This window comes from Polaribacter sp. 2405UD43-2 (assembly GCF_058147125.1).
The window spans coordinates 223,074-244,271 of sequence record NZ_JBYVJX010000004.1 but is presented as its reverse complement, the minus strand read 5'-3'; the positions used below and the strand labels follow the sequence as shown (position 1 = coordinate 244,271).

General features: G+C 30.6%; 10 protein-coding genes. All 10 read left to right on the top strand.

Features of this window, described 5'->3' with window-relative positions; translation table 11 throughout:
* The first annotated feature begins 62 nt into the window (after positions 1-62).
* The 10 genes from ACY2RX_RS07785 to ACY2RX_RS07740 all read left to right on the top strand — a co-directional run bounded on the left by ACY2RX_RS07785 (position 63) and on the right by ACY2RX_RS07740 (position 21,191).
* Complete coding sequence (locus ACY2RX_RS07785) at positions 63-2,864, top strand: helix-turn-helix and ligand-binding sensor domain-containing protein (RefSeq protein WP_490103402.1); 2,802 nt, start codon at positions 63-65, stop codon at positions 2,862-2,864.
* A gap of 208 nt (positions 2,865-3,072) precedes the next feature.
* Positions 3,073-6,195, top strand: coding sequence for a SusC/RagA family TonB-linked outer membrane protein (locus ACY2RX_RS07780; RefSeq protein WP_490103401.1), 3,123 nt, complete (start codon positions 3,073-3,075; stop codon positions 6,193-6,195).
* 10 nt (positions 6,196-6,205) lie between these two features.
* The gene (locus ACY2RX_RS07775; protein WP_490103400.1) at positions 6,206-7,759 is read left to right on the top strand and encodes a RagB/SusD family nutrient uptake outer membrane protein; all 1,554 of its coding nucleotides are present in this window, start codon (positions 6,206-6,208) and stop codon (positions 7,757-7,759) included.
* Between the two features lie 32 nt (positions 7,760-7,791).
* Positions 7,792-9,150, top strand: a complete 1,359-nt coding sequence (locus ACY2RX_RS07770; RefSeq protein ID WP_490103399.1) for a hypothetical protein — start codon at positions 7,792-7,794, stop codon at positions 9,148-9,150.
* Between the two features lie 182 nt (positions 9,151-9,332).
* Positions 9,333-12,488 (top strand): glycoside hydrolase family 2 TIM barrel-domain containing protein, encoded by a 3,156-nt coding sequence (locus ACY2RX_RS07765; protein ID WP_490103398.1) that lies wholly within the window; start codon positions 9,333-9,335, stop codon positions 12,486-12,488.
* A 14-nt stretch (positions 12,489-12,502) separates the two neighbouring features.
* A complete protein-coding gene (locus tag ACY2RX_RS07760; protein WP_490103397.1) occupies positions 12,503-13,900 on the top strand; it encodes an immunoglobulin-like domain-containing protein in 1,398 nt (465 codons plus the stop codon).
* A 24-nt stretch (positions 13,901-13,924) separates the two neighbouring features.
* On the top strand, positions 13,925-14,755 hold the full coding sequence (locus tag ACY2RX_RS07755; protein ID WP_490103396.1) for a glycoside hydrolase family 16 protein: 831 nt from the start codon (positions 13,925-13,927) through the stop codon (positions 14,753-14,755).
* Between the two features lie 173 nt (positions 14,756-14,928).
* On the top strand, positions 14,929-18,387 hold the full coding sequence (locus tag ACY2RX_RS07750; RefSeq protein WP_490103395.1) for a hypothetical protein: 3,459 nt from the start codon (positions 14,929-14,931) through the stop codon (positions 18,385-18,387).
* Positions 18,388-18,423: 36 nt separating this feature from the next.
* Complete coding sequence (locus ACY2RX_RS07745) at positions 18,424-19,698, top strand: glycosyl hydrolase family 17 protein (RefSeq protein WP_490103394.1); 1,275 nt, start codon at positions 18,424-18,426, stop codon at positions 19,696-19,698.
* A gap of 11 nt (positions 19,699-19,709) precedes the next feature.
* Entirely contained in the window at positions 19,710-21,191 is a 1,482-nt protein-coding gene (locus ACY2RX_RS07740) for a glycoside hydrolase family 30 protein (protein ID WP_490103393.1), read from the top strand.
* Positions 21,192-21,198: the final 7 nt, after the last annotated feature.

Genomic DNA, 21,198 nt, shown 5'->3' with positions numbered 1-21,198 from the left:
TAGTCTTTATTTTGTTCAAATTAATGTAAATTAGAACCCTACAATTGTGTAATTCTACAGGTATGGGAAAAACTAATTATTTTATTCTAGGTGTATTGTTTCTTGTTCAAGGGTTTGTTAGTTCGCAAGAATTGCCACCTATTAATACATTTAATGTTAAAGATCTTGGAGCAGAAAATCAAAATTGGTCTATATCCCAATCAGAAAATAAATACATCTACATAGCAAATAATAAAGGTTTACTAGAGTACAATGGTTCTTCCTGGGAATTGTATAAAACTCCTAATGAAACTATTATGAGGTCAGTAAAAGCTTTTAAAGGTAAAGTTTTTACAGGTTTTTATATGGGGTTTGGTTATTGGGAAAGAAATGATTTTGGTGTTTTTGAGTACAATTCTATAGTAAAAGATTTTGACATTAAAATGCTAGAAGATGAGCAAATTTGGAGTATTGTAGAAGTAGATGGTTGGATGCTTTTTAAATCTTTGCAAAGAATTTATTTGTATAATTTAGATTCTAAATCTATTAAAATTATTACCACAGAAAATAAAATTAATAGTTTATCAAAAGTTGAAGATGTTATCTATTTTCACGAAAATAATAAAGGTTTGTTTAAAATAGAAAATGGTAAGCCAAAACTGGTTTCTGATCATCAATTAGTTAGAGATAACTTTATTGTAAATGTTTTTAAGAAAGATAATCAGCTTCTCTTGTTAACTCAAAAAAATGGGTTTTTTATTTTAGAGAATCATCAACCTAAAAAATGGAAAACCTTAGCAGATGGTCTTTTAAAAGGGAAAACCGTTTATAGTGCAAAGCAATTAAAAGATAAAAGTTTTGCTATTGGTACTATTTCTAACGGTATAATTTGTCTAAATCAAAAAGGTAATCTTAATTATCAAATTAATCAAAGTTTGGGCTTAGCAAATAGTACTGTTCTGTCTGTTTTTGAAGATGATAATAGTAATATTTGGTTGGGCTTAGATAATGGTATTAATTGCATTAATAATACATCGCCTTTTAAATTTTATAATACTAAAAATGATTTTTTAGGAACTATTTATACTTCTATAGTTTATGGTGATAATATTTATATTGGTACAAATCAAGGATTGTTTTTTAAGAAGGTTCGCTCAGATAATCCGTTTCAATTTATAGATAAAACTCAAGGTCAGGTTTGGAGCTTAAAGGAAATTGATGGTACATTGTTTTGTGGTCATGATTCAGGAACTTTAATTATAAATAAAAATACGGTAAAAAGCATTTTTAATAAACAAGGAACATGGAGTTTGCTAAAAATTGCTGATGACACTATAATTCAAGGTTGTTATGATGGTTTGTATGTTTTGAAAAAAAATGCTTTAAGTTGGAGTTTAAGTAATAAAATAAAAGGATTTAATAATTCAAGTAAAGATGTTGTTTATATAGGTAAAAATAGGTTTTTTGTGAATCATGAATATAAGGGGGTTTTTAAGTTAACTATCGATAATCAGTTAAAAGAGGTTGTTAATTTAGAAATTGAAAAAACGCTCTCAAAGGGAGTGCATTCTAGTATCATAAAATATCAAGATAAAGTTTTATATGCTATAAATAAAGGTGTTTTTCGTTATGATAAAGAGTTAGATTTATTTAAAAGAGATAGTCTTTATAGTGAGTTAATTTCTAAAGATACTTATATTTCTGGTAAATTGGTGCATAATACTTCGAGTGATAAACTGTGGTTTTTTTCTAAAGATTATATGAAATATTTATCGCCAGGTAAATTAAGTGATAAACCAAAAATTGAAAAAATCACAATTTCTGAGGATATTCCAAAAGCAGCCTCTGGTTATGAAAACATTATTCATATCAATAACGACATATATTTATTAGGAACATCAAAAGGATATATAAAAGTTGATTTAAAAAAACTTAAAGAGTATTCGGGTTTTAGAATTCAAATAAATAAAATAAATAGTTTTAAACGAGATGAATCTAGACAATATTTAAGCTTGTCTAATAAAGGTTCTTTTGATTCTCAGCACAATAACATTGAGTTTTTTTATAGCACACCAAATTTTAACAAAGTAATTACTACAAAATATCAATATCAGTTAGAGGGTGTTAATAAGAATTGGAGTAAACCTGTAAAATCAAATTCTATTCTTTTTGAAAACCTTTCTTACGGAAGTTATAAATTTAAAGTAAGAGCAGTTGTTGGAGGTAAATTAAGTGTTAATGAAGCCATTTATAGTTTTAAAATTAATAGACCTTGGTATTTATCAAACACTTTTATTACTATTTATGTATTGTTGTTCTTAGCGGCTTTTTATATGGTTCATATTTTATCTAAAAGGTATTATAAGAAACAAAGGGAAGATATGCTGAATAAGGCAATGAGAGAGTCTGAATTAAAGGAGTTAGAAAGTAATCAGAAAATCATTAAATTAAATAATGATAAGCTAAGAAGTGATATTGAGAGTAAAAATAGAGAATTGGCAACTTCTACTATGAATATCATTAAGAAGAATGAGTTTTTAAGTACAATAAAAAATGAGTTAGCTAGTGGTGGAGAAAAGAATATAGCTAATGTTGTAAAAATTATTGATAAAAACCTTAACAATACAGATGATTGGAAAATGTTTCAAGAAGCATTTAACAACGCTGATAAAAACTTCTTGAAAAAAGTAAAAGATAAGCATCCAAAATTAACTCCAAATGATTTGCGTTTGTGTGCGTATTTAAGGCTTAATTTGTCTTCAAAAGAGATTGCTCCTTTGTTAAATATATCGCCAAGAAGTGTTGAAGTTAAAAGGTATAGGCTAAGAAAAAAGATGAATTTATCTCATAATTCTAACTTAACAGATTACATATTAGAGATTTAGCATCTCATCAGTTCTTCTTTTCTACACAACATTGCCACAACAAAGTGAGTTACTGGTAAGTTTTTCTACTGCAATTGTTAATTTTTTCTTAAGCTTTATAGGTGTTTTAAGAATGTTGTGTGTTGTATGTTTTTTGTTGAGGTGTTTTTTCGTGACTTAACAAATATTTAACTCTAAATTTACCTATCAAACAAAAATACTTAATTAAATGAAGAAAAAAATCACAGTATTACTCTTTTTGTTTATAGGGTTTATGTCTGTTGCTCAGACCCTAAATGTAAAAGGAGTTGTTAAGGATGCTAAAACAGGAGATCCTCTCCCGGGAGTTAGTATTTTAATTAAAGGGACTACTACAGGAACTGAAACAGATTTTGACGGATTGTATAGTTTTTCTAATGTAAAAAAAGGAGCTATTCTAGTTTTTAATTATCTAGGATATGCTGTAAAAGAAGTTGTAGTAGATAAAGTGACAATTAATGTTTCTTTAGAAGAATCTGCAGAATCTTTAGATGAAATTGTTGTTGTTGGTTATGGTACTCAAAAGAAGAAAGAAGTTACAGGAGCAGTTTCTGTAATAGATTCTAAAGCTATTGAAAAACTGAATCCAACAAGAGTAGAGCAAGCTTTACAAGGGCAAATTTCTGGGGTTAATATCACATCGGCTTCTGGTTCTCCAGGTAGTGGATCTAATATTAGAATTCGTGGTATATCTACAAACGGAGATAGTAGACCATTAATTTTAGTAGATGGTAATGTTATTGAAGATTTATCAGTATTAAATCCGAACGACATTAAAAGTATTAATGTTTTAAAGGATGCAACAGCTGGTATTTATGGTGTAAGAGCTGCAAATGGTGTGGTTTTAATTACTACTAAAACAGGTAGAAAAGAATCTGAATTAAAGTTTCAGTTAGATGCTTATACAGGTTTTCAAACTACTAGTAAAAAAATTGATTTATTAAATCCAAGAGATTTTGCTTTATATGTAAATGATGCAGCTGATAAAACAAAGTTTTTTGTGTATCCAAATAAAGGAACAGATTGGCAAGATGAAGTTTTTAAACAAGCAATAATTTCTGATATTAACTTTAGTGCTAACGGAGGTACAGAAAAAGCAACGTATACTTTTGGTATTTCACGCTTAGATCAAGATGGTATTGTAGGCGGTGGTAAATCTAATTATACTAGAAATACTGCTAGATTAGGTTTTAATTACGATATTTTAAAAAACTTAAAATTATCAACAACTGGTTTATTTACAAATTCAACAAAAAATAATTTACTAGAAGGTGGTATTGGTGCAGTGTTGTATAATGCTGTAAATATGAATCCAGATTTATTGGTTTATGATAAAAAAGGAGATTTTTCTTTAGCAGAAGATATTTCACAAACAGAAATTAGAAACCCTTTAGCGCAAATTGCAAATACTTACAATACAACAAAAATAGATAAGTATAGTGGTACTTTAGGTTTAGATTACACTTTTTTAGAGCATTTTACAGCAAGTTCTAAATTCCAGATAAACTATGCAACAGTGTTGTATGATCGTTTTGAGCCTATTGTTAATTATGGTAATAACTATGCTAAACAAGGTTCTAGAAAGAAAAATTTTGTTGAAGATTATAACGATATTTTTACAGATTATACCTGGGATAACTATATCAATTATAACAATACATTTAATGAAGATCATAATGTTATAATATTATTAGGAACTTCAATTTTTAGGAATAAAGGAAGTTTTTATGGGGTTAAAGGTGAACAATTAAAAAACAATAGCAATTCTGTTTCTGATGCTTTTGCAAGTGGTTATTTAGGAGATAAAATTGATGGAACAGTAGAGCCTCGTATAAACCCTAAAGAAGTTGAGTTAGGTAAAGATCGTTTTGAAGAACGATTATATTCTTTGTTTACAAGATTACAGTATAGCTATAAAGGAAAATATTTGTTATCAGCTGTTTTGCGTAGAGATGTATCTTCAAAGTTTTCGCCTAAAAATAATAATAATGTTGGTTATTTTCCTTCAGGCTCTATTGGTTGGAATGTTTCGGATGAACCATTTTTAGAAGATAATGAGGTTATAAATTCATTAAAATTAAGAGCTAGTTATGGAGTTATTGGTAATGATAGAATTCCAAATTTTGCTTATATAACTTTATTAGATGGAGAAGGAGTATATGCTCCAGGTAATGCCTTGGCTATAAAAGATTTATTATTTGGTGCTGCTTTCGGAAAATTTGGAAACTCAAATATTAAATGGGAAAAACAAAAATCATTAAATGTTGGTTTCGACGCAAAATTTATAGATAATAAACTAAGTTTTTCTTTCGATTATTTTAATAAGCAAACTGAAGATTTATTAATAACACCTCAAGCTGCAGGTGTGCTAGGTTCTGGAGGTCCTGGTTCTGGAGACCCATTAGAAAATGCAGGGTCAGTAGAAAACGAAGGTTTTGAATTTCTAATTGCTTATAACGATGACATTACAGAAGATTTTAACTTTAATATGAGCTTTAATTTAACAGCTTTAGATAATAAAGTGCTATCGTTAAATGGTAGAAAAGCGCCAGCTTTAGGAGAATTCGGAGTAGGAATTAGTCAAACAGATATTACGCGTATGGTACCAGGTTTACCATTAGGATATTTCCATGGATATAAAACAGCTGGAATCTATCAAACACAAGCAGAAATTGATGCTTTAAATACAGATACAAATAAAGATGGTGTAATAGATAATAAAGATAAGAAATATCATAACGGTGTTAAACCAGGTGATTTAAAATTTGTTGATACAGATGGTGATGGAGTAATAACAGATGCAGATAGAACAAATATTGGTGACCCAATAGCAGAGCTAACTATGGGACTTAATATTGGTTTTACCTACAAGAATATAGATTTTAACGCAAATGCATTTGCTTCTATAGGTAACGATATGATAAGAAATTATGAACGTGTAGATTTATATGCCAATAGAGGCACTTATATGCTAAATAGATGGCAAGGTTCAGGTACTAGTAACTTAGTACCCAGAGCAGCTTCAGGAGGTTCAGTAAATACAGACTTGTTTTCTGATTTTTATGTAGAAGATGCTTCATTTGTTCGTTTACAAAATGCACAAGTAGGGTATACTTTACAAAAAGAACAATTGCAAGGTACAGGTTTAGATAAAATAAGAATCTATGTAACAGGTAATAATTTATTCACCATTACAGACTATAAGGGTTTTGATCCTTCTGCAAATTCAGGAGCTCCTTTAGGAGGAGCAATTGATGGAGGTTTTTATCCTGTTGCTACTTCTTATTTATTGGGTGTTAATATAAAATTTTAAAGAATAGATAATGAAAAATTTAAAAACAATTAAATATTTATTTATACTGCTTCTCACATTTTCAGCATGTGATGATTTTGTAGAGTTAAAACCAGCAGGACCAGATTCTGATAATTATTTTAATACAGAAGAAGAATATAAAGCAGCATTAATTGGTGCTTACGATATATTACAAGCAACTTTTCAAAATGTATTAGTAGGTGTTGTTGCTTCTGATGATATGATTGCAGGTGGAGATTCATTTAATTATGATCAACCTGTTTTACAAAATATAAATTCAATGATTCATACGCCTGCAGATGCAGAACAGTTAAGAGAGGTTTGGAAATTAATGTACACAGGTATCAATAGAGCTAATTATATATTAGAATTTAAAGATAAAACCGATTTTGCTGGTAAAGAAGAAATTATAGCACAAACTTATTTTTTAAGAGCGTATTATACTTTTGAATTGGCTAAATTCTTTGGAGACATCCCTTTAAAAGTAGAAGAAAGAAATGGCGTAAAAAGAATTAAAGATGAAAGAGTTGTAGCAGGAGATGATTTATTAATGAATAGAGTTGGTAGTATTGCTGCTGTATATAGTTTAATAGAAGAAGATTTAAAAGAAGCTATAAAAAACTTACCAGCAGTACAAGGTGCTAAATACAAGGTAACAAAAGGAGCTGCACAAGCACTTTTAGGTAAAGTCTATTTATATCATAGTACTTTTGATAATGCTATGTTTGCAGAAGCAGTAAAAAGTTTAGGGCAAGTAATTGGTAAATATAGTTTAGTACAAGGTGCAGATTATATGAACTTATTTGAAACTAGTGGAGAAAACGGTGTAGAAGCAGTTTTTGAAATTCAATATACAGGTGTAGAACCAGCAGGTTGGAAATGCATTACTTGTAGTGAAGGTTCTTATTTTGTACAGTTTAACGGACCAAGATCCCCTTATGATGGAACAGACTTTAGCTCAGGTTGGGGTTTTAATTTACCAACACAACAATTATATGATCTGTTTGATGCAAATGATAAAAGAAGAGAAGTTACTTTTTTAGACTTAAGAAACGCTCAAGATAAGTATTCTCAAGGTAGAGATGATACAGGTTTCTTTAACCGTAAATATTTGCCACGTAAAGCAGATACTAGAACTGGTTCAGACCCATTAAATCATCCAAATAATTATAGAGCAATTCGTTATGCAGATGTATTATTAATGGCTGCAGAAGCAGAAGTTCAGAGTGGTGGTTCTACAGCAAATGCAGAAAAGTATTTAAACGAAGTTAGAGCAAGGGCTTTTGGTGATAATAGTAAAGATTATAAAGCGGCAGAAGGCTCTTTATTAGATGCTATTTATTTAGAAAGACGTAAAGAATTAGCAGGAGAAGGACATCGTTTTTTCGATTTAGTAAGAACAGGTAAAGCTAAAGCAGCTTTTGAAGCTTTTAATGCCTCTAAACCAGCAGCATTTAATAGCGTAACTTTTACAGAAAATAAAAATGAAATTTTTCCAATACCACTAATTGAATTACAATTAGCGAATGCAGTTGATAGATGGGGGCAAAACCCAAATTATTAAAAAATTTTAAAATAAATAATAAACAAAACAAAATGAATTTATTAAAAAAAGGATCATATTTCCTATTACTATTATTCTTAAGCATTACAGTTTCTTGTGATGAAGATAATAACGAAATAGCAGCAATTACAGGCTTAGATTTTGTAATAGCTACATTAAACTCAGACGGAACAAAAGCAGGTGTAGTACCTACAACCGCTTTCGGAAATGGAAACATTGTATATACTGTAGATTTCGGAGCAACTCCAGATTCAGATACAGATATGTTTAAAACAAGTGGACCAATGGTAACTTACGATTATCCAAAAGAAACAAAAACGTATACAATAAAAGTAACAGCTTCTTTAGAAGGCGTAGATGATGTAAGTATTACAAAAGAACACACAGTAACTTATGTTGTTGCTCCACCACCAGGAGGAGGTAGTTCAAGTCCATTAGAAGGTACTTGGAAATTAGCTCCAGAAGCAGGAGCTTTAGGTGTAGGGCCAGCATTAGATAATGTTTCTTGGTGGTCAAATAGTGCAGCAGATGTAACAACAAGAACTTGTTTATTTGATGATGAATATGTATTTAATGCAGATGGATCTTTCGAAAATAAATTAGGATCAGAAACTTGGGTAGAAAAATGGCAAGGTAATGACCCTGAAGGATGTGCAACTCCTGTTTTTCCTCATAACGGATCTGCAAAAGGTAAATATACTTACGATGCAACAGCTGGTACAATCAAAATTGAAGGAAAAGGAGTTTATTTAGGATTACCAAAAGCAATAAATGGTGCGGAACTGGCAAGTCCTTCTGCAGCTCCAGATTCGGTTACTTATATAGCTAAATTAGATGGTGATGTTTTAGAAATTGATATTGAAGTTGCAGGTGGTGGTCACTGGTCATTTAAATTGGTTAAAGAAGCTGCTCCAACAATTGTCGGTACTTGGAAATTAGCTCCAGAAGCAGGAGCTTTAGGTGTAGGACCAGCATTAAATAATATTTCTTGGTGGTCAAATAGTAAAGCAGATGTAACAACAAGAGCTTGTTTATTTGATGATGAATATGTATTTAAAGCAGATGGATCTTTCGAAAATAAATTAGGATCAGAAACTTGGGTAGAAAAATGGCAAGGTAATGACCCAGAAGGATGTGCTACTCCTGTTTTTCCTCATAATGGATCTGCAAAAGGGAAATATACTTACGATGCAACAGCTGGTACAATCAAAATTGAAGGAAAAGGAGTTTATTTAGGATTACCAAAAGCAATAAATGGTGCGGAATTGGCAAGTCCTTCTGCAGCTCCAGATTCGGTTACTTATATAGCTAAATTAGATGGTGATGTTTTAGAAATTGATATTGAAGTTGCAGGTGGTGGTCACTGGTCATTTAAATTGGCTAGGCAATAAAAGAGTTATTTCAATTTAATTAATATAAAAAACTTTCAAAATTAGAAAGTTGTAGATTTAATTAGAGTGCTTTTTTATGCTTTTATAGTGCTTTAATTTTTTCATTAAAAAGTATGAGATTTAAACATTCGGTTTTGTTTTTCTTTTTAGTAAAGCTAAATCATAATTAAATAAAGAAAATTATGAAGAACAATTTTTTAAGATTACTACTTTTCTTATGTACTTTAAATTTCTATGCACAGGCTAGTAAAGTTTCTGTTGTTAACGAAAGTAAAGGAACGTGGTTAGAGGTAAATGGTAAGCCATTTATGATTAATGGTATGAATTGGGATTACTTTCCAATTGGTACAAACTTTAATTATAGTTTATGGAATCAATCTGAAGATGTAATAAAAGCAGCTTTAGATGCAGAAATGGGTTTACTAAAAAATATGGGAGTAAATACAATTAGAGTATATACTGGTATTCAACCAAAATGGGTTACATATATTTATGAAACTTATGGTATTTATACAATGCTAAACCATTCTTTTGGTAGATATGGTTTAACAATAAATGGTGTTTGGACACCTGTTACAGATTATAGAGATCCAGAAACTAAAAAACTTTTACTTTCTGATGCTAAAGAAATGGCTACTAAATATAAAGGTACTTCAGGGCTACTTTTATTTTTATTAGGTAATGAAAATAACTACGGGTTATTTTGGGCAGGTGCAGAAACTGAAGATTTTCCAGAAGGCGAAGAACAAAAAAGAGCTGTTGGAGAAAAAAGAGGAAGACCAATGTATAAATTGATGGATGAAGCAGCTGTTTTAATGAAAAGTATAGATAAAAATCATCCTGTAGCAATTTGTAATGGCGATGTTTTATTTATTGATATTGTTGCAGAAGAATGTAAGAATGTAGATATCTATGGTACTAATATGTATCGTGGTAAATCTTTTGGAGATGCTTTTGAAAAAATTAAAAATAAACTGAACAAACCAGTAATGTTTACTGAATTTGGTGCAGATGCTTTTAATGCTTTAACGAATCAAGAAGATCAGAAAATGCAATCATTTTTTATGGTAGAAAACTGGAAAGAAATTTACCAAAATGCTGCTGGATTAGGCAAAACAAACAATTCTATTGGTGGTTTTACTTTTCAATTTAGTGATGGTTGGTGGAAACTTGGTCAAACTAAAAACTTAGAAGTTCATGATAATGGAGCTTCTTGGTCTAATGGAGGATATTATATAGATACAAAAGACGGAAGTAATAATATGAACGAAGAATGGTTTGGTATTTGTGCAAAAGGACCAACGAATTCTGAAGGCTTATATACGTTATATCCTAGAGCTGCTTATTATTCTCTAAAAGAAGCACACAGTATAAATCCTTATAAAAAAGGAACTTCATTATCAGATGTAAACAATCATTTTTCTAATATTAGCTTAATGGACGGTGTTTTAAGAGCAAGAGGAGATAAAGCTGCAATGGGAGGAAACGAAAAAATTCGTTTAAGCAATTTAAGAGCAGAGTTTACAACTTTTAATACCGGCGGAACTCTATTAAAAACGCCTAGTAAACCCGCTGCAAATTCTACAGGATATCCAAGTAGAACAGGTTTTGACCATATGCAATCGTATTATGTTGGTGTGCAAGGACAACCAAGTGCTAATATGAGAGCAGAAGTAAATTTTAATATTATTGGCAATGTTGCTGATAATCCTATTGATGAAATTTTTTACGAAAACAGAGCACGCCCTGTTACAGTTAAAACAGATAATGGCAATGCTACTTTAACAGACGTAAACAGAATAAATGTGTACAATGCATCTTTCGACTGGAAAACAGACATTGCAGATGTTAGAGGTTTTTACAGAACAGGTCATTATCATTGGCAATATGAAGGCGACTTCTTTGGTGTTTATCCAGAAGCAAATTACGGACCTAACCTTGATATCTATGGAGGAGAAATTTTAGGAATAGAAGCAGATGGTAAAGGTGCTTTAAAAGGTTTAAAAGCTGCATTTGGGCCGCAATTATGGTGGGGAGCAAACCCAGCAATATTGTTAAAATATAGAAAGAAATTGGGTCATTACGATGTTACTGGTATTTATCATGAAGATGTATCAGAAAATACAGAAGCACAAACATCAGGATTTGTTCCTTTACCAAAAACAAGAAGAGCTACTTTAGCTATAGAAAGAGATTATGGTAGTTTCGGATGGCAGCTTGGTGCTATTTGGGGAGGTCAACCTTTAAATGGTAGAGAATTTCATATGGTAGAGAATGTTAAAGGTTTTGATAAAGGGTATAAAGATTTAATTCAATCTACAGATAACTGGGGTGGTAAATTAAAAGTAACATATACAAAAGGAACCTTTAATTGGTACGCACAATCTGCTTATATGGGCTTAGTTGCCAATGGTGGGGCAGATGCAACTACCACTTTTACAGGATGGAAATTAAAAGATTCTGGTAGTGGAAATCAAGTTAACTTTTTAACAGGTTTTACTTTTAATACTGGCAATTTACAAATTGCACCTAATTTCTTATGGCAAAAACCTTTAGTTGGTGCAATTCCTAACGGATTTTCTTATGTAAATAACCAAGGACAAACAGTTGGTGTTCCGTTAAGAAATATTCAATCAGATCCTTTTGCAGTAAGAGGAAATAGAGAAACAACAGCAGGAGAGATTTTATTTTCTTACGATCCAACACCAGGTTCTTGGATGTATGCTTGGGATAATGACAGAGCAGAAGATGCAAAATTTGCATTCAATTTAGGTTTTGTGTATCGTCATTTACCAACAACACAAGATGCTTGGATTGGTTTCTTAAGCAATCGTACTTCATTTGCATTTCCTAATTCTGTACCTGCTGAAGATTTATGGGAAATTAATTCTAGAATTGTTTCTAAAATGAGTCCAGATTTTGGATTTATTGCAAACCTATATTATGGAAACGGACAATCTAATGGTAGTAACTCTAGGTTAATTAATAGAGGTGGTGGAGATGTAAGATTAATTTACAATAAATTAAAAGTTGTTGCCCAAGCAAAATTTAATGATTGGGGGCCTTTTGATTATCATAGAGATTTTAACTTAACATATCCAGCACAATTAATGTTAGATTTATCTACAACATTAGGCAAACCAAACTGGTTTATTTTGCCGAATACAAAAATGGGTATTAGAGGAATATGGAGGTCATTAGATCAATATTCTCCAAGATATACACCAAATAGTACTTCTAGTGCATTTGCAACTTCTCCCACAGTTAGTTCAGTTGGTTTTCCAAATGGTTCTGAGTGGGAAATTAGAACATACATTCATATAAATATTGGAAAATAATAAATACCAAGAACATGAAAACAAGAAAATATATAGATTCAAAAATTACTTTCCTGCTAGTCCTGTTGTTTTTTACAGCAATAAGTTGCGAAAGAGAACTTTCTGATAATGCAGTGCCAGCAACTTTTTCTAATAACCCAAATGTGTTTACGGATACATTTAGTGCAGGGTTAGATTATCAACCTTTTGGAGATTCATTTCAAGAAGCTTTTAGTGTAGATACAGAAACCAAATATTTAGGTTCTGCTTCTATGAGATTTGACATACCTGCTTTTGGTGTAGGTTATGGAGGTGCTAACTTTCCAGTTAGCTCTCCTAGAGATTTATCAGAATATGATGCGCTTACCTTTTGGGCAAAAGCTTCTACTGCTGGTGATATCAATGAAATTGGATTTGGTTTAAACGGAGAAAACAAAAACAAATACAGGGTAACTAGAAAGAATTTGCCAATTACTACCAAATGGGTAAAATATACAATACCTATTCCTAATACTTCAAAATTAACCGCTGCAAAAGGAATGTTTTGGTATGCAGAGGGAGCAAGAGATAAAGATGATAATGTTGTAAACACTTTTTGGATTGATGAATTAAAATATGAAAAATTAGGTACTATTGCTCAGTCTAGACCTTTCATTTTTAATGGAGAAGATAAAGTAGTAACTAGTTTTAATAAAAGTAAAATACCAATTACTGGCTTAACGCAAACCGTTAATTTAGCCAATGGAAAAGATTTATCTATTGATGCAGCAGGTGGGTATTATACATTTTTAAGCTCAAAAACCTCTGTAGCAACTGTAACAAGAGATGGTATTATTACTGTTGTAGGTAAAGGATCTGCTAAAATTACGGCTAAGCTAAATGATAAAGATGCTAAAGGTTCTTTAACGGTAAACTCTTTAGGAGAATTTCCAAAAGCTCCAGTACCTACTCAAGATGCTAAAAATGTACTTTCAATATTTAGCGATACATACACAAATGCAACAGACAGTAATTTTGACCCACGTTTTGGAGGTTCTACAACAAATACAAGTTTAACTACTGCAGGTACAGAGAATTTTCAATCATATAGTAATAATAACTTTACAGGTATAATTTTTAATTCTTCTATAGATGCCTCTACATTTACCCATTTTCATGTAGATGTTTACACCGCCAATGCAGGAAATTCTGTTGGTTTTCAAATTAGAGATGTAGGACCTAATAAAGAGATTGAAACAAATGTTAGCAATGGTTTCCCTAAGGGAGATGATAAAGATCTAAGGTTTGATGCTTCGAACTTAAAAGTTGGTCAATGGACTTCTTTCGACATTCCTTTAAATGGAGATTTAACATCTCAAAAAAATAATTTAGGAGCAATTATTTTAGTTGGTGGTCCAGATTTTATTTTAGATAATATTTATTTCTATAAATAGAAATTAACCTTAAAAAGTAAGAAAATGAATTTTATAAAAAAACACAAAGTACATTCAATACTAGTTTTAGTTGTGTCTGCTTTTATTTTTTCCAGTTGCGAAAATAGTGAGAAACAAACCGTTACAACTTTATCTAATTTAGTTTGGGCAGATACTTTTGATAAAGAAGGAGCACCAGATGCTAAGAAATGGGATTATAACGAAGGTACAGGAACTAATGGTTGGGGTAATAATGAGTTACAGTATTACACAAAAAGATCAGAAAATGTTGTTATTAAAGATGGTAAGTTAATTATAACAGCTAATAAAGAATCTTTCAAAGGATCTGCATACACATCTGCAAGAATTCTAACCAAAGGTTTATATCAAACTAAATATGGTCGTTTTGAGGCAAGCATAAAATTGCCTTGGGGCAAAGGTATTTGGCCAGCATTTTGGTTGTTAGGAGATGATGCTAAAGGAACTGTTATTTGGCCAAAAAATGGAGAAATTGACATTATGGAATATAAAGGGCAAGAACCTACAACTATCCACGGAAGTATTCACGGACCAGGATATTCTGCTGGGCAAGCTGTTACAAAAAGTTATTCTTTAAAAAATGATAGATTTGATACAGGCTTTCACACATTTGGTATAGAATGGGGACCTAATTTTATCAACTATTATGTAGATGATGTTTTATACAATCAAATTACACCAGCAAATTTACCAAAAGGTAAAAAGTGGGTGTTTAATGACAAAGAGTTTTACATTATTATAAACTTAGCTGTAGGCGGTTCTTTTGCAGGAAACCCAACTGCAGAAACTGTATTTCCGCAAACTATGGAAATAGATTATGTAAAAGTTTATAAATAAGCATCAATAAACAAATTTAAGTTGGTGGTACTAATACTATCACCAACTTTTCTAGAAAACTTAATAAAAAATATTAGAAGACGATTTGCTGTCTTCAGTAATAATTAACCCCAATTTTAAACTTAAAAACATTGTTTTTACGTCTTTTAGATGTTTTTTTAAGTACATTTTTTATGACCAAGAATACTATTTATTTAGGTAAAAATATAGCTCAAAATCAATCTTTAGATATTAAAGGAGAGTTAATCAATTTTGATAACGAAGTATATTATAAAATATCCAACAGTAACAAAATGAGACCGTTTTTTATGAGTCTTGTAAGTAACTCAAATCATTGGATGTTTATCTCAAGTAATGGCGGTTTAACTGCTGGTAGAAAGAATTCTGAAAACTCTTTATTTCCTTATTATACAGACGATAAAATTACAGAATCTGCAGATATAACAGGTAGTAAAACCATTTTACAAGTTCATAAAGACAATAAAACTTTTCTTTGGGAACCTTTTTCTGATAAATATCAAGGAGTTTACAGCATCAAAAGAAATTTATATAAAAATAATTATGGAAATAAAGTTGTATTCGAAGAAATAAATGAAGATTTAGAACTCACATTTTTATATCATTGGAACACTTCTAATGAATACGGTTTTGTTAGAAAATCTAACTTGATTAACAACTCAAAATCTAAAGTTGAAGTTACTATTTTAGATGGAATACAAAACATAATTCCTTATGGTGTAACTTCTGCAATTCAAGAAACGAGAAGTAATTTAGTAGATGCTTATAAAAAGAGCGAGTTAGAAACAAAAACAGGTATTGGTATTTACGCTTTAAGTGCAATTATTGTTGATAAAGCAGAACCAAGTGAAGCTTTAAAATCGAATTTAGTTTGGTCTTTAGGAGTTCAAAATCCTACCTATTTAATTTCTTCTTTGCAATTAGATGCGTTTAGAAATGGTGATGAAATTCATCAAGAAATTGATATAAAGGCAGAAAAAGGAGCCTATTTTACGGTTCAAAACTTGTCTTTAAATGCTGATGAAAAAAAATCTTGGATGCTAATTGCCAACGTAAATCAAGACTTAAATTCTTATCATAGTTTATCAGAATTAATACAAAATGAATCCAATTTAATTGATAAGATTCAAAATAGTATTAACCAAGGAACAGATAATTTAATTGAATTAACGGGTGCTTCAGATGGTTTACAATTAGGCGAAATTCAACTAAGAAATACCAGGCATTTTGCAAATACACTTTTCAATATTATGAGAGGGGGTATTTTTGATAACAATTATAAAATTGAAAAAGATGATTTTGTAAAATACATTGCAAATGCAAATACAGAAGTGTTTAAAAATCAGCAAGATATTTTAAATAATCTTCCAGAAGAATTTACTGCTGAAGATATTAAAAACAAAGCAAAATCTAATAATGACAAAGATTTTAGAAGATTATGCTTTGAGTATTTTCCGCTAAAATTTAGCCGTAGACACGGAGACCCAAGTAGACCTTGGAACCGTTTTTCTATCAATACAAGAAGTGAAATAGATGGTTCTAAAATTTTAGACTATGAAGGAAATTGGAGAGATATTTTTCAAAACTGGGAAGCTTTAGCGCATTCATATCCAGAGTTTATAGAAGGGATGATTCACAAGTTTTTAAATGCCACAACTTTTGATGGTTACAATCCTTATAGAGTTACAAAAGGCGGTTTTGATTGGGAAACCATAGAACCAGATGATCCTTGGTCTTATATTGGTTATTGGGGCGATCATCAAATTATTTATCTATTAAAATTCTTAGAATTTATAGAAAATTACTATCCAGGGAAATTAGCAAGTGGATTTACAGACAATGTTTTTGTTTACGCAAATGTTCCTTATAAGATTAAAAGTTATCAAGAAACATTACAAAACCCAAAAGATACCATTAATTTTGATGATGCTTTAGATCATCAAATTAACGATTTAAGAGAAGAAATTGGTGTTGATGGCGCGCTTTTAAGAGATGCAAATAATAGTATTTACAGAGTAAATATGTTAGAAAAATTGTTAGCAACTGTGTTGGCAAAAGTATCTAATTTTATTCCAGAAGGTGGTATTTGGATGAATACTCAAAGACCAGAATGGAATGACGCCAACAACGCTTTGGTTGGTAATGGCGTTTCTATGGTAACACTTTGTTACTTACAGCGTTTCTTAAATTTCTTTGAAAATATAGTAACAAAATCTGATACTGATAACATTGAAGTTTCTGAAGAATTAGTAGCGTTTTTTACTACAGTTGTAAATACTTTAAAAGATAATGAAACGATTCTATCAGGAAAAATTTCTAATAAAGATAGAAAATCAGTTTTAGATGGAGTAGGACAGGCTGGTAGCGATTTTAGAGAAACTATCTACAAAAACGGATTTAAAAACAAGAAGTCTATTATTTCTAAAGACCATCTTTTAGAGTTTTTTAGCATCACAAAAAAATATACAGAACACACCATAAAAGCTAACAAACGTTCAGATAATTTATATCATTCTTACAATTTAATGACCGTAGAAAACGACAAAGAAGTATCAATTTCTTATTTGTCAGAAATGTTAGAAGGGCAAGTTGCCGTGTTAAGTTCTGGTTCTTTAACACCCAAAGAAGCCTTAGCTGCTTTAGATGGTTTAAAAGCGAGTGCATTGTTTAGAGAAGACCAATACAGTTATATTTTATATCCTGATAAAGATTTAGGAAGATTTATCAATAAAAATAATATTCCTGAAAGTTCAGTAAAAAAATCGAAATTATTACAACAATTATTGGTAGATGGTAATCATCAAATTATCACAAAAGATGTTGCTGGCAACTATCATTTTAATGGAAACTTTAACAATGCAGCAATTCTAAAAGAAGGTTTAGAGGGTTTATCTGAGAATTATCAACCTTTAATTAAACAAGAAGAAAATTTATTGCTAGAGATTTATGAAGATATGTTCGATCATAAATCTTTTACAGGCAGATCAGGCACTTTCTTTGGTTATGAAGGTTTGGGCTCAATCTATTGGCATATGGTTTCTAAATTATTGTTAGCAGTTCAAGAAAATTGTTTGTTGGCTATAAATTCTAATGAAAACGAAGAAATTATAGGCAAATTATTAGAACATTATTACGAGATAAATGAAGGAATTGGAGTGCATAAATCGCCAGAATTGTATGGGGCTTTTCCAACAGATCCTTATTCGCATACACCTGCTACAAAAGGTGCACAGCAGCCAGGAATGACTGGGCAAGTAAAAGAAGATATTTTATCTAGAATAGGTGAATTAGGAGTTTTTATTAAAAACGGTCAAGTTACTTTTAATCCAAGATTATTAAGAAGAGAAGAGTTTTTAAAAGAACCAAAAGATTTTAATTATATAGATGTAAAAAGTAATAAGAAAACACTTATTCTAGATTCTGAAACTTTAGCATTTACTTATTGTCAAGTTCCTGTTGTGTATAAGTTATCAGATAAAAATAGTATAAAAGTATTTTATTCTGATGATAAAACAGCAACCTTAAATAGTTTAGAATTAGGTTTAGAAAACAGCAATAAATTATTTAAAAGAACAGCAGAAATAAAAAAGATAATCGTATCAATAAAAAAATAAATTAGGATTATAAAATTTAAAACCAAAACAAAAATTATGAAAACAAAATTTAAGATGTTAATAATGTCATTTGTTCTAATAATAAGTTTTGGATGTAATTCAAAACAAAAAGTTAAACCAGCACAGAAAGTTGAAATGACCGCAGAAAAAATTTTAGGAAATCCAGATTATTTAGCAATTTCTTATGGAGGTTACAGAGCAACATCCAGAGAAATTCAACCTACAATTCCGCAATTAAAAGAAGATTTAAAAATTATGCATGCAATGGGAGTTCGTATTATTAGAACTTATAATGTGCAACCAAAACTACCCCACGCATCAAACGTATTAAAAGCAATTTCTGAGTTAAAAAAAGAAGACCCAAGTTTCGAAATGTATGTAATGCTTGGAGCTTGGATAGATTGTTTAAATGCTTGGACAGGTTTAGAACCAAATCATAATGTAGAAAGCAATCAAAACAAAGGCGAAATTGCTAGAGCAGTAGCGTTGGCCAACAAATATCCAGACATTGTTAAAATCATAGCAGTTGGTAACGAAGCAATGATTAGATGGGCTACAAGCTATTTTGTAAGACCAAATGTTATTTTAAAATGGGTAAATCACCTACAAGATTTAAAGAAAAACGGAAAGCTCTCTAAAGATTTATGGATTACTTGTTCTGACGATTTTGCTTCTTGGGGAGGTGGAGATCCAAGTTATAGAGTTAAAGATTTAGAAGAACTTATAAAAGCGGTAGACTATGTTTCTATGCACACCTATGCATATCATAATTCACATTACAATCCTGAGTTTTGGAAAATTCCGGATTCGGAGCAGAATTTATCCGATAAAGAAAAAATCGATAACGCTATGTTAAGAGCTTTAGAATTTGCTAAAAAGCAATTTAAAAATGTTTCAGACTATGTTAAAAGTATAGATTCAACTAAAACAATTCATATTGGCGAAACTGGTTGGGCAACAATTTCTGATGGACATTATGGCGTAAATGGATCTAGAGCTACAGACCAATACAAACAAGGCTTATACTTTAAATATTTAAGAGAATGGACTAAGAAAGAAGGCATTTCTTGTTTTTATTTTGAAGCTTTTGACGAACAATGGAAAGACGCTAAAAACTCTAAAGGTTCAGAAAATCATTTTGGTTTAATCAACCTTAAAGGAGAGGCAAAATATCCACTTTGGGATATGGTAGATAAAGGAGTTTTTAAAGGTTTAACTAGAGATGGAAAACCAATTACAAAAACTTTTAATGGAAATTTAGAAGAAATGATGAAAACAGTTTTGGTTCCCAATACAGATTATAGAAGATAAAAAAATAACCTATGAAAACAATCAAACTTTTTTCACTTTTATTACTATTATTGATGATAAGTTGCAATAAAAAAGACACGAATCTTTCTGTAGCTGTTTACGAAACATCGCTTGCAGGAAATAAATTAACTAAAATTTCAAATTTTGTTGATGCTGAGAATGCATCCATTATAAAAATAAATCCAGATTTAACTTTTCAAACAATAACTGGTTTTGGAGGTGCATTTACAGAATCTTCTGCATACCTTTTAAATAAGTTAAGTAAAAAAAACAGAGATACAATTTTACAAGCTTATTTTGCAAAAGACGGCGCCAATTACTCGTTAACAAGAACGCATATGAATTCTTGCGATTTCTCTTTATCTCAATATTCATATTCTCCTGTAGAAAATGATATGGAGTTAAAACATTTTACTATAAAAGATGATAAAGACGATTTAATTCCGATGATAAAAGATGCTATAAAAGTTTCTGAAGATGGTTTTAAAATCTTTGCATCACCTTGGACAGCTGCTCCTTGGATGAAAGACAATAAAAAATGGGTAGGAGGTAAATTATTACCAAAATATTATGATACTTGGGCACTTTTCTTTTCTAAATATTTAGATGCCTATAAAAATGAAGGCATAGATATTTGGGGTTTCACGGTAGAAAATGAACCTCATGGAAATGGTAATAACTGGGAAAGTATGCACTTTTCACCTAAAGAAATGACAGATTTTGTGGAATTTCATTTAGGTCCAAAATTAGAAAAAGATGGTTATGGAGATAAAATTATTTTAGGATATGACCAAAATAGAGCAGGTTTAAAAGAATGGGTAGATGAAATGTATAGAAGCGAATCTTCCTCTAAGTATTTTTATGGTACTGCAATTCATTGGTACGAAAGTACTTACGAAGTTTTTCCAGAAGCTTTGCAATATGCACATAACAAAGCACCCAACAAATATTTAATAGAAACTGAAGGATGTATAGATTCTCAAGTTCCTGTTTGGCAAGATGATGCTTGGTATTGGAAAAAAGAAGCTACAGATTGGGGTTGGGACTGGGCAGCTGAAAAAGATAAACATTTGCATCCCAAATATGCACCTGTAAACAGATATGCAAGAGATATTATTGGTTGCCTAAATAATTGGGTAGATGGCTGGGTAGATTGGAATATGGTTTTAGACAAACAAGGTGGTCCAAATTGGTTTAAGAATTGGTGTGTTGCTCCTGTAATTGTAGATCCAGAAAAAGACGAAGTATATTTTACACCACTTTTTTACACAATGGCGCATTTTAGCAAATATATAAGACCAGCAGCAAAAGTTATTGGTTTAGAAAATACAGATAAAGAATTGCAAGTAACCGCAGCTAAAAACCCTGATGGTTCTATTGCAGTAATCGTTTTTAACGAAGGAAAAACTAAAAAGAATTTTAAATTACAATTAGGTACTAAAGAAACATTCATCAATATTGATGCGCAAGCATTGCAAACTATAATTTTATAAAAACTAA